Origin of the sequence: Bifidobacterium tsurumiense (assembly GCF_000741765.1) — a bacterium.
In the GTDB taxonomy this organism is placed as follows: Bacteria; Actinomycetota; Actinomycetes; order Actinomycetales; family Bifidobacteriaceae; genus Bifidobacterium; species Bifidobacterium tsurumiense.
In genome coordinates this window covers 56421-69145 of record NZ_JGZU01000002.1, presented here as the reverse complement: position 1 = coordinate 69145, position 12725 = coordinate 56421, and the positions used below count along the sequence as shown (strand labels likewise).

At 47.7% G+C, this 12725-nt stretch carries 9 protein-coding genes; 2 read left to right on the top strand and 7 right to left on the bottom strand.

The window, feature by feature from the left end; all coding sequences use genetic code 11:
• Nucleotides 1-31: 31 nt before the first annotated feature.
• The 5 genes from BITS_RS00505 to BITS_RS00485 form a co-directional block, all read right to left on the bottom strand.
• Entirely contained in the window at nucleotides 32-1930 is a 1899-nt protein-coding gene (locus BITS_RS00505) for a sialate O-acetylesterase (RefSeq protein WP_026641793.1), read from the bottom strand.
• Between the two features lie 37 nt (nucleotides 1931-1967).
• Nucleotides 1968-3590: a glycoside hydrolase family 43 protein gene (locus tag BITS_RS00500; RefSeq protein WP_026641792.1), complete on the bottom strand. Its 1623-nt coding sequence runs from the start codon at nucleotides 3588-3590 to the stop codon at nucleotides 1968-1970.
• 65 nt (nucleotides 3591-3655) lie between these two features.
• A complete protein-coding gene (locus BITS_RS00495) occupies nucleotides 3656-4546 on the bottom strand; it encodes a carbohydrate ABC transporter permease (protein WP_034533679.1) in 891 nt (296 codons plus the stop codon).
• Between the two features lie 17 nt (nucleotides 4547-4563).
• The gene (locus BITS_RS00490) at nucleotides 4564-5583 is read right to left on the bottom strand and encodes a carbohydrate ABC transporter permease (protein WP_026641790.1); all 1020 of its coding nucleotides are present in this window, start codon (nucleotides 5581-5583) and stop codon (nucleotides 4564-4566) included.
• Nucleotides 5584-5649: 66 nt separating this feature from the next.
• Complete coding sequence (locus tag BITS_RS00485) at nucleotides 5650-6924, bottom strand: ABC transporter substrate-binding protein (RefSeq protein ID WP_026641789.1); 1275 nt, start codon at nucleotides 6922-6924, stop codon at nucleotides 5650-5652.
• A 272-nt stretch (nucleotides 6925-7196) separates the two neighbouring features.
• On the opposite strand from BITS_RS00485, the gene BITS_RS00480 reads away from it, so the two are divergent.
• Nucleotides 7197-8252 carry a LacI family DNA-binding transcriptional regulator gene (locus BITS_RS00480; protein WP_026641788.1) on the top strand — a complete coding sequence of 352 codons (1056 nt, stop codon included), beginning with the start codon at nucleotides 7197-7199 and terminating at the stop codon, nucleotides 8250-8252.
• Nucleotides 8253-8364: 112 nt separating this feature from the next.
• Complete coding sequence (locus BITS_RS00475) at nucleotides 8365-9384, top strand: LacI family DNA-binding transcriptional regulator (protein ID WP_026641787.1); 1020 nt, start codon at nucleotides 8365-8367, stop codon at nucleotides 9382-9384.
• Nucleotides 9385-9392: 8 nt separating this feature from the next.
• On the opposite strand, the gene BITS_RS00470 is transcribed toward BITS_RS00475, so the two are convergent.
• Both BITS_RS00470 and xylA read right to left on the bottom strand, forming a co-directional pair.
• Nucleotides 9393-10445 carry an LLM class flavin-dependent oxidoreductase gene (locus BITS_RS00470; protein ID WP_026641786.1) on the bottom strand — a complete coding sequence of 351 codons (1053 nt, stop codon included), beginning with the start codon at nucleotides 10443-10445 and terminating at the stop codon, nucleotides 9393-9395.
• A 471-nt stretch (nucleotides 10446-10916) separates the two neighbouring features.
• Nucleotides 10917-12263, bottom strand: coding sequence for a xylose isomerase (gene xylA, locus BITS_RS00465; RefSeq protein ID WP_026641785.1), 1347 nt, complete (start codon nucleotides 12261-12263; stop codon nucleotides 10917-10919).
• Nucleotides 12264-12725: the final 462 nt, after the last annotated feature.

The window sequence follows — 12725 nt, the reverse complement described above, 5'->3', positions numbered from 1 at the left end:
GTTTTACTCCTTGAATCAATTTCAGTGTGGTTTATTCCACGGGATTGGAGCTACTGGATGTAATTTCAATCCGAAATGGCGATACTGGTACGCCGCGGTCATCGCATAACAAGCCTATGGACGGATTATTTGACCACGCATACCTCAACGATGTTGGCGTTCTCTGAGGCAGCTTTGCGTGGATCTCATTATCAATAATCCAAGTTTCGGCTTGTTCTACCGTGCCGCCGTCCCGCCAAAACCATGTGAACTCACCTGGGCAGTCACCATCAAGAGTGGCCAGCGGGCTGAGTTCTGTTGTTTCACAGTGATTCTTGCCATACTCCTCTTGCAGGAACCGCACGCTCAATTCCCCGGTTGTATTGTTGATTTTCCAAGCTCCGAGGACGGGATGCGTCTTGTGTTTGCCAAAGAGTAGCGCCTGCGCCGCATCAAATAATCGATCTGCAATGATTCTCTTGTTTCGCGGATGCAAATCGTTCCATTCTCCTGCATCTAGCGTCACCACCGTGGCAACGTTTTCAAGTTCGGCACTCACCGAATACTGAGCTTCGCGGACAAGAGGCCATCCACCATCCTCAATACAATCAATTCCGAAATTTGGGAGTTGCACAATGAGGAAAGGCAAATCATCGCGTTGCCATTCTTTCCGCCATAACTTGATCATGCTCTCAAGCATTGCCTGATACGATCGAGCATTATTACCCGTATTCGATTCACCTTGATACCACAGCACGGCATGTACCGCATAGGGAATGCAAGGTGCAAGCATTCCGTTGAAAAGCACAGTGGGCTTCCAACGAATGAAATCCTCGACAGGACAACGCCTTTCCGCTCGTGAGAGAATTCGGTATTCCCAGATACCCGAAAGATCTATCTGCTCATCTTCCAGCTTGAGGATCATCGATTTGTTTGGCGTTACCCGCCCGCTACCGTAATCACAGGTGAGTATCACCTTGATTCGGTTCTCACCTTCTTTCAAAATTCCCGGTCCGACAGCATAATCACGGGACTCGTACTGATTGCCTTTTGCTCCGACGAAATGTTCATTGACGTACGTCTCGTCTTCATCAGACCAGGTTCCCAATCTCAATAAGGAATTTTGGCATACCTGACTCGATGTCAGATATATGGTTTTACGCAGTTCCACCTTTCCGACAAAACCTTCGAGACCAGTACCCTTGAACGTATCAGGAAGTTGAATCTCCTCCCAATCGTTTGCAACAGCACCTTGCTTGCCGTCAAGTTCCTTATGCCAGCGTTCTATCTCTTCCAGACTTTGCCGACTAAGCCGATCGGGCGCTCCTTTTTCCAGGTGTGGACGCAGTCTTTCCAACTCCTCGGGAAATCGCTCGAGCGAGGCACTGTCTATCCATGATTCAATGGGGGATCCACCCAAAGAAACATTGATAAGACCTACAGGCGCGCCGCATAGCTTTCGTATGGAACGGCCGAACCAGTATGCAATGGCAGAGAATTCACCTATTGAATCCGCATTACAAGCTTTCCACTCGCCGCTTGCATGATCCCTATGGCGTTCATGAAAGTCGATTTCAGTGTTTACCTTGTATTGACGTAGCAAATGATCATCTGCAGATGCATATGTCTTAGGGTAGTCGAACCGAAGCGCTTCCATAGGCAGTTCCATATTGGACTGACCTGAACACAGAAATACTTCCCCTATATAGCAGTGCTGACGGATGCTGTCACCTGACTCCGCCGAGATAATGCAATCGAAAGGCCCGCCACACTTCGTTGGCGGCAGGGCAACTTGCCAAAACCCCTGTCCATCCGCTTGCGTCTTCACAATGGTCTTGTCGATCTGAACGCAAATATGCTCGCTTGGCTCACTCCAACCCCATATAGGCACTACCGTATTCGCCTGCAACACACAACCGTCACCAAGTATTCTTGGCAAAGTAAGCATCATCGCTCCTCACACAATTATTTGTGACTTAGTAGTCAATTCAGTCCACTTCTGCGTAAGTGAAATGCCGGAATTGCGCCTGGGCATCGTATCCTGACAAATCAACTGCCGCCATTCCCACGAAGGCACCGGTGAAAAATCCGCCATACCTCTGATTTACATAGTCATCAGAGAGTTTTCTTGCATCCAGCTCAACTCCCAAATCATGCCAGTGAACATTATCGAACGAGTATTGATAGCGATATGTTTGCGTGCGAACTTTCGTCCGAAGCCTTACTGCTTCAACCTCTTCTGGTATTTCAACTGATTTTTCCTTAAGAAATGAGGTATACGAATTGAAATCGTTTTGGGCCACTTCAATAACACTGCACTGTTTGGTTTCATCCCAAGTCACAAACACCCAAGACCAGCACAGGTCGTTGTAATAATTCGTCAACCCAGCCATTTGTTGATAGTTGCGAGGTGAAAACTGAACCGTAACTTCCGCATCGAAGGCAAAGGCCTTCCAACGACGAGCAACAAGAGACAGATCAAACAAATTGGAAAGCGATCCCTGTCCACGAAGATTCAGACATCCATTTCCTATTTCACCCATTTCCTCATCGAAAGGCACACGCAAGGTATTCCATTCAGGGTTCAGATGCGCAGTATTGAAGTCATCGATAACCTCCGACTGATCCGAAGTCATAGAGGCTATCGCATCCACAGGCGGCTCGACATAATGTTGCCCTCCATGCCCGCCCACCACATATGGCCAGCCCCGATCATCCCATTCAACTTTTTGAATTGCAGTTTCACGACCAAGAGTGCACCATCCTCGCGGGTCGGTTACTGATTCATTCTTGGCATGCCAAGGCCGTGCACAGAGAGAAGCGTAATACCACTCACCACTTGGCGTATCGACAAGCGAACCATGCCCTTGCTTTTGCAGGAAATTTCGTGGAGTATCAAAATTTGTTAAGAATGGGTTACCTGGCATGCCCTTGAAGGAGAAGGGATCAAGGCTTTCAGAACGTGCAACCACTTCTTGGTGGGTGTATACCGTCCCTCCTTCCGCTGCGAACAGATAATAAAAATCATTGATTCGATAGAGATGAGGCCCTTCAACCAGCTTGACATCCGTACCTTCCCATATGGTCCGTGCGGTTTCCGGCTTCAATCTCATCGTCGAAACATCGAACTCCGTGAGGGTAATGCCGTTAAAAGGATGACGATATTCTCGGAAATCCCATGTTTGTTGAACAAGGTATTTCCGACCGTCTTGATCATGGAAGAGACTCGGGTCAAAGCCCACTCCATTGATGCGTATCGGGTCACTCCAAGGGCCTCGAATATCCTCAGCAGTGATGATGTAATTAGTGCAATCTTTGAACGCACCATTTACCACTTTGACATCTGAATACACAAGCCAAAACTTGCCATCAGCGTAGGAAAGGTCCGGGGCCCATACACCGCCACTTGACGGATTTCCACGCATATTGAGTTGAGACGTTCGGCTGATTGGACTGGGCAATAGATTCCAATTCACCAAGTCTTTTGATTCATGCAGACGAACACCCGGCCACCATTCGAAAGTTGAATTCGCGATGTAATAGGTATCTCCTACCCGAATCATAGACGGATCAGCTTCAAATCCTCGAAGCACCGGATTGGAAATTTTCATGGTAGTCCTCCAATTTATGCTCAAGATCGGATTCATCATTGAAAACCGATCTGAATCGATAGTCTTTAGCCCTTAACCGCACCAGTAAGTCCACCGACAATCTTCTTTTGGAAAATTGTGAAGCATATCAGTGCCGGCAACATTGCCAGGGATGTGAATGCCAAGACCTGTGCAGTATCTACGGAATGTTCTGAACTAAACATTTGCACACCCAAAGGAAGCGTATATTTATCCGAGCTGCTCAGTACGAAAAGTGGAAGCATATAAGAATTCCAGCTGCCGACAAATGTCAGGATTCCAGTAGTAGCTACTCCTGGCATCGAAAGCGGGATGACCATTCTCCAGAAAAATCCCAATCGCGAGCATCCGTCAAGCAAGCATGCTTCTTCCAATTCATCAGGAATTGATTGCAAAAATGGCACCAAAATAATGATCGTTTGAGGCAGGCCAAAAGCAATCTGTGGAACAATAATCCCGGCAAGTGAATTAGACAATCCCAAATTACGAATCAGTAAATACAGCGGAGTAATGCCTACTGTCATGGGGAACATCAAACCAGCCGAGAACAAAGCGTACATCGCTTTTGAGAAACGGAATTTGTATCTCGCGATTACAAAGCTCACCATAATGCCCAAAGCAACCACGCCAATCATCGTGCAAACGCCGACGATAATTGAATTCGCCATCTCTTGCCAGAAAATATCACTGGTTACTACTGTCAAATAATTTTGCAGCACCCAAGGGTTAGGTAATCCTGAAGGGTTATTGGTGATTTGAGAATTCGTTCTGAATCCACCGAGAACAATATAAAGCACCGGCGTCACACATATACCAACCAAGACTAAGGAAAAGAAGTAGACTACAGGATTGCCCCAAGGAGTCTTTTGCGAAACGCGATAGCCGTTTTTTGCGTTGTACACTGTCTGACCAGCGAATGCGCTTGATTTTGTAAACATACCCATGGTTCGTCCCCTCACTGCCCTGATACCAGATCGGTTAAAGATCGATTATTTTTTTTAACCTTTTTTGACTTCTTTTGCTCGGTCAATGCACCGTCCAAATCTCGGTTAAGCACAAATCGCTGGTACAAAAGCGCAACGGTCAATGAGATAACAAAAATAATCAGAGCGACAGCAGAACCATATCCATAATTTCCCGCATCTCGACCCTCACGAACCATATATGTAGCCATGGTTGAGACACCTGCGGTTGCAGATACATACTGTCCCCAAATGATGTACACCAAGTCAAAAAGTTGTAACGAGCCGATAATGGACAGGAATACCCAAATCCTCAATGTCGGAGCCAGCAATGGCAATGTTATGCTCTTTTGCATCTGCCAAAAACCTGCACCATCAACTCGAGCCGCTTCGTACAGCTCCTCTGGGATAGACTGCATACCAGCCAACATGAGAATCACTGCAAAACCAATATATTTCCAACTGATCAACAGCAATAGAGTCCACATGGCGATGTGAGGATCAGCAAGCCAGTCAGGACCATTGATGCCAAGTTGATTAAGGATTTCATTGAACGCCCCTTTCTTTTGGAGCAGCAAACTCCACCCTGTGCCGACTATCACTTCAGATACAACATACGGCACGAAGATCAAGGTGCGGATCAATCCACGCCCTTTGAATTTTTGATTCAACAGCAACGCAAACAGCACAGCCAGTGGCGCCTGGATCAGAAGCGAACCGACAACGATTTCAAATGAATGAAGCATTGCCTGCTGGAAGTTAGCATCCTTCAGCACCGTCAGATAATTTTGCAGACCAACGAACTCGCCTGTTTTATACGGTGTGCCAAAGCCTTTCCATTTATAGAATCCATAGTATGCGCCCAGAACAATAGGGAGTATGACAAAACACACAAATACAGCTATCGCTGGAGCCGAAAGCAGCAAGATCTCTAAATTGCGTCTCGTCTTGCCACCAGTTGATGTTTTACTTTTCTTTGAAACGCCCACTATATCTTGATTTACAGCAGTCATTACTCATCCTCACACAGTCATTCAAATAATGGCTTGGCGAGAACATCTCCCGCCAAGCCCCATAGATCATCCCTTTGCTGCGGCGTCTTCCATAGCCTTGACAATGTCGGCGGGATCACCTTGACCGGACAGCATATTGACCACTCCCGAATTCAAAGCATTGCCGATATTGCCACCGAGCGCTGTGTCCATCCAAAGTTGCATGTCATCAGAGCTTTCTATTGCTTTAATGATGGATTGGAGGTTTTCATCGGTCACGGCATCATATGCCTCTACATTGGCAGGAATTGTTGAAAATGCTGTTGAATAGTCTTCTTGAGCCTTCTTTTCGCCCATGAAATTAACGAAGTCCACGGCGGCTTGAGGCGCATCTGGGTTTACAGAAAATACTGTTACCGCGCCCATGAGCGCATCCTCTTTCCCTTGACCTCCTTCAACAGATGGGAACGCGAAATATCCCAAATCGCTCATTGGTTGCCTATCTGGGGTGAGGTCTTTGATGACTCCCGGCTCCCAGGTACCCATTAATTCCATGGCTGCCTTATGGTTAGCAAGCAGACCTGCAGACGAGCTTGCACCTTGCTGTGCAGTTGTGGTCAAATAACCTTCATTGAAAGCATCCATATCGGCAAGATCCTTCAAATCCTGTCCCGTTTTTGTCCAACAAGAGTCGGAGAAATCCTTGTCATTAACTCCTTTGGAATATGCAGATGGAGAACATTCACGAAGTGAGAGCCAGTAATACCAATGCGCTGCGGGCCATGCGTCCTTACCGCCTAGTGCAATTGGTGCGATACCAGCATTCTTGAGCTTAGTTACCGCGGTTTTAAGTTCATCAAAAGTTGTTGGGACTTCCTCTATGCCCGCCTGTTCAAACAAATCTTTCGAATACCAAATACCGCCAGGCTGTACTGTTACTGGCACTCCGTAGACCTTTCCGTCATATGTAGCTGATGTCAAGGATGCGGTCATGTTTTTCTTGACTGTGTCAGAAAGTTTGTCAGTTAAATCCATGACCTGCCCAGCATCGACCATATCCTTTGTTTTTGCACCGCCAAGCCCCATATACACATCTGGCCCCGATTTGAGATCTTGCATTGCCGTTGCCAGTTTCCCTTCAAAATCTTCATTCTGGATGGCTTGGATTTCAACCTTTACACCGGAATGTTCCTTTTCGAACTCCGCCGCCAGATCCTCCCAATATTGCTTACCCTCACCGCTCGTAGCGTTATGCCAAAAAGTTATGGTGTTATCATCTGCGTTATTTGAGCTACCGCAGGCACTTACACCCATCATCGTGGCCACAGCCAATGCTGCGGCGGCAACTGTTTTGAACCTCATTGCTACTCCTTTTTGTATGATCGGCTGCTCTGCCGGCGAACTCCAGTGTCGCAATCGATTTAAGATTCCACTAAATCATTTTCTCGAAACTTCATTGTTATTTTCGAGATGTGTACATATTATCCTGAATCAAACCCGTGCTCAATTGCGTTAATTTCATCAACTATGTCGATATTTTGGCCTTATATCAAGGAATACAGGCGTTTGTGATATCTAATTGAAATCCGAAACTTTCGAATTATAATGTGTATACATCGTTGTTTGGAGAAGACATGCACAATTCTTATCAACAAATTTCAGAACCGAACAATTCGGTCCGTTTAAGCGATATAGCAGAAGCTACCGGCTTCTCCCTTTCCACAGTCTCTAAAGCCCTCAACGGTAGATCTGATGTAGCCGAGTCCACAAGAAGAATTATTAACGCCGCACTGAACATGAAAGGTTATACGAAGCGTAATACGGCTCGAAAAAAACAACATCTCATTGAAGTTGTCTTTCAGGATTTTGACAACATTTGGGCGTTGGAAGTACTACGAGGTGTAGTTAAAGAAGCGAAAAAACATGATCTCGGCACCATAACCACTATTAGCGGAGATAAAAAACATCCTGATAACACTTGGATTGATGGCGTCATACATCGTCAACCAGTAGGCGTTATCTTGATATTCTCAACTATAACCAATGAAGAACAAGAACGATTAAATTCATGCGGCATTCCATTTGTCATCTTTGACCCATCCGGTAATCCAACTTTGAATAGCATGTCGGTTCAAGCAGACAATTGGACAGGTGGATTAACCGCAACACGGCATCTTCTTTCTTTAGGACATACCCGTATAGGAATCATTACTGGCCCAAGTGACATGATGTGCTCCAGAGCGCGCTTTGATGGATATGCCACAGCGTTGGCAGAGCGTGGTATCGACATAGATCCAGCGCTCGTAACAGAAGGGGAATTTACCACTCCGGGGGGCTATGCCCAAGCAATGGAGCTACTCAATGACCCCCTCACACGACCCACGGCTATTTTTGCAGGTAGCGACTTGCAGGCAATGGGCGTTTACGAGGCTGCGCGCCAATTTGAACTCAGTATTCCAAATCAATTATCCGTTATAGGCTTTGACGATATTCAAACCTCTGAATTCCTAGGACCTGCACTTACCACCATTCGCCAACCACTACAAGATATGGCAAGCGCCGCTACCGAACTAATCGTTAAAACCATAAACAAACTGCCAGCGCAACGTCATATCATTATGCCAACTTCACTGGTACTGAGGCAAAGTACGCAAGCGTTACATCCCAGGGAACGTCGGACTGATCCTTGATAGCAACACATGCCCTACAATCAATCGATAAATGGCTCTTGCATCAAAGACTCGAGAACTATTCATGAAACAGAAATTACAACGGATATCAAAGTCAGATAGGTAGATATTCATGACAGAAAAATCGAACCATTATATGACTCATGCTGAAATCGCAGAATTAACGGGATTGTCGGCAGCCACAATTTCGAAGGTAATAAACGGAAGGCAAGGCGTATCAGATAAAACCAGAATTTTAGTTGAGTCAATAATCGAAAAAAACGGCATGAAAGTACGCCGTTCCGGAACGGTTCCCAGCTCAGGCACGATTGAACTCGTACTCTCCCACGTTAACAGCACATCGACTATTGGACTACTACGGGGAGCAACAATCCATGCTCAAAAACTTGACATTGGCATCAGCGTGACCGAAGTGCCCTTCGGAGTGGACAGAACTGAAAGATTCAGGCGTATTCTCGACCGCAATCCTCTAGGCGTCATCTTGGAGCTTGAAGACATCACAAGTCAAGAAACGTCATTATTCCAATCACGTGACATTCCATTTGTCATCATCAACCTTACTCGAGGCATTAATGATGACCTGCTCTGCATAGGTATCGATAACTGGTCTGGAGGCTTCCTCGCAGGACAACATCTTGCCGAACTCGGTCATACAAATATAGGCGTAATTACGGGACCAAAAAGAGCAATCTCATCAGCCGCTAGGCTATCTGGGTTCCGGGCAGCACTTGATGAACATCGAATCTCACCCTCTTCTACAACAATTCTTGAAGGTGACTATGAGGGCGTTTTAGCTACGAATCACGCAGAAGAGCTATTAAATATGGATAATCCACCGAGTGCCATATTTGCATTTAATGACGTGGCAGCCATTCGCGTTTATAGTGAGGCTGCACGACGAGGCATCCGCATTCCCCAAGATCTCTCGATTATAGGATTTGATGACATCTTCCCGACCAGCATCTTAGGACTCACGACTGTTCATCAGCCCTTTAACCAAGTTGCTCAACAAGCCATGGATATGGTAGTCGATGCACGGAAGGAAAAAGATGCAGGACAGCCAATAAGCGAAAAACGTGTTATCCTGCCCACACATCTGGTTCCTCGATCTAGCACTGCCCCAATAAGATGAAAATCTCACTACCCAGCATCCAGGACAACCCGCCCAAGCAACTCAAACGACCGCTTTTCGGCACGCTCATCGAAGATATAACTCACAGCCATCAACTCGTCGAATTCAACACGTTGTTTCAATTCACGAATTTGCCGTCCGACCGACTGAGAATTGCCCACAAGCGAGACACTGGCCATTTGCTCGACTACCGCGCGCTCGCGACCAATCAACAGCGTCGGATCGAAGGCAACCGGCCCGAAATGCGGTGACGCAGTAGCCCGCTCTTCCGCATGTTGCCGCCATAGTGATTCCATACTGTCTGCCGGGGCTTGCAGCGGCTGTGGTTTGTTGGTCACAATGCCCAGGAACATTCGTATCTGCGAAGTGAACAGCTTCTCAGCTTCCGCATCGCTATCCGCCAAAGATGCGTTCACCCCAATAATCACATATGGTTTTTCGGCATATTTCGACGGCTTGAATTCCCGACGATATATTTCCACTGCTTCCTCCAGCATCGCCGGAGCAAAATGGGACGCAAAAGAATATGGCAGACCAAGATTCGCTGCCAAATGCGCACTATCCGTACTCGAACCAAGCACAATCATCGGCACATTCAATCCCTTGGCAGGGTAAGCCGAGACCGGATTAGTGCCTTCAAAATACCCGCGTAATTCCAACAGTTCTTGCGGAAATTGCGTCTCTCTTCCAATCTGATGGCGTCGCAACGCCATAGCGGTTTGCTGATCGGTGCCCGGGGCACGTCCCAAACCAAGATCCACACGTCCTGGATATAAGGTCTCAAGCGTCCCATATTGTTCAGCGACAATATATGGGCTGTGATTGGGAAGCATGACTCCCCCAGAGCCTACGCGAATTCTTTCGGTGTGCGCCAATGCTTCGGATATCAATAATTGTGTGGCAGAACTGGCAAGTGACGGCGCATTGTGATGCTCTGCAATCCAGAGCCTTTCATATCCCAAACCATCCAGATCCTGTGCCAAACGAATCATGGATCCTATGGCTTCACGATAGGACTGACCTTGTCGAACCGGCACCAGATCCAAAACCGAAACTTTCATACACTGCCTCCAACAACCAATAAGCGTGTATTGATTTTATGCGCTTTGCACATTCCCTGAGTTCGCTCGGAGCTTGAGCACCTGTCTCTGATGGTGTCTTGCCTCTCGAGCGTTCATATATCGATTGATTCTCTGTGTTAGATATTGCCGTCGACCCCGACTCTGCATATAAAAATGCGCAATCCATCCACGAAACCGTGGCGGATTGCGCATTTGGAAGGAAGAAAGAAAGGCGTTCAATGAGTTGCTCAGCACCCCAATCACACACATGACTCAACGCACTCCATGTGCCGACGCCCAGCAAATCCACTGACTGTCACCAGTGAAAGACCCGAATATCGCAGAAAGCCGACACGAAAGCATCCACCCTCTGCCACTGAGATTCATGAGGCCATGTACGGCAATACACGGCCCCACGATTCCGAAGGGGTTCCGCCATTTATGACGCAGCGGCAGAACCCCACAGAGGTATCAGGCCTCGGCCAAGGCATCAACAATGTAGTTGTTGATGGTGGCCTTGACGGACTCCAGATGATCGGACTTGGTGGCCTCGATCAGCTTGGATTGCGGAATATCAAGGCTGTACTCCTCCAAAGAAGCCAGCGTTGCAGTGCCATCTTCAATGGTTGCTCCGATACCGGAGTCATAGGAGCTGTAGCGCTCTGCCTGCAGGTTCTCGATGAACTTGTCCTCGTGCATCTTGGCTGCGACCAGCAGACCGGCGGCAAAGGAATCCATGCCAGCGATATGCGAACGGAACAGATCCTCAGCCAAGAACGAAGTACGACGTGGCTTGGCGTCGAAGTTCAGACCACCGTGAGGTCCGATCTGACCTTCTGCAAGAACCTCCCACATCACGGTTGAGGTCTCATAGAGATCGGTTGGGAACTCATCCATATCCCAGCCGATGAGCTTATCGCCCTGGTTAGCATCCAAAGAGCCAAGCACGCCGGCCTCGCGAGCCACGCGAATCTCATGCTGGTAGGTGTGGCCAGCCAAGTTGGCGTGGTTGCCTTCCAAGTTCAACTTCATGAAGTCAATACCGTAGGTCTTCAGGAACGCAATGGCAGTTGCAGCATCGAAATCATACTGATGCATTGTAGGTTCCTTGGCCTTTGGCTCGATGAGGAACTGGGCATCCAAGCCGATTTCCTTGGCGTACTCATGGCACATATGGAAGAACTTGGCCATATGCTCCTGCTCGCGGCGCATCTGGGTGTTCCACAGGTTCTCATAGCCTTCACGACCGCCCCAGAATACGTAGTTCTCAGCACCCAGACGCTTGGCGATTTCCAGAGAGTGCTTCAGCTGGCCACCCGAATATGCATAGATATCAGCGAATGGAGAGGTGGAAGCGCCGGAGACGAAGCGAGGATTGGTGAACAGCGAAGAGGTGTTCCACAACAGCTTGACGCCAGTGGACTTCATATTCTCTTCGATGCGGTCCACGACCTTATCGAGGTTGGCATTGGTCTCGCGCAGGGTCTCGCCTTCCGGAGCGATATCGCGATCATGGAAGCAGAAGTACTCAGCGCCCAGCTTGGTGAAGAACTCGAAGGCATAATCAACCTTGGCCAGGGATTCGTCCATTGGGTTGGAATACTTGCCCAACCAAGGACGGTGAGCGGTGCCGACACCGAATGGGTCGACCAGTTCCTGATCGAAGGTGTGCCACCAAGCAACGCCGAAGCGCAGCCAATCCTTCATCTTCTTGCCTGCGACAACGCGGTCGGCATCGTAATAATGGAAGCCCAAGCCTTCCTTTGGACCGTTACCGCGGCCCACATACTCAATCTTGTCAATATCCCACAGACCCATGGTTGCTCCTTTGCCGGTCGTGCCGTTGTGGCCGGTATTTCCGACCATCGATGTTTACATAGTAAATTGATTTACCCATATATGTCAAATGGTTTAACTTATTCGGCGTTTCCGTTGGAATACTGCGGTTTTAACAATTGGAAAATGACAAAGCTTACAGGTTCCTAACGCTACAATGATTCCCATTCGCGAGTATCGATATTCGGCGCAGTTCTATGCTTCTCTACTTGCTTCAAAACCGCACAAGATAAAACTCTTGGCATTCGTATTTCCTAATATCGCGCCATTATGCCAATCAGAATTTTCAATGCGATTGCCAATTTCATCTTGTGCGGTTTAATCCCGCGCCATTTATATCTATTCTTTGCTTTACGGCTTGCTTCAAAACCACACAAGCTGATATGCCCCTCACCTCGTTTTCCCGCAATTTGCTGATTACCAAGGTTATGAAATTCCGGGAAC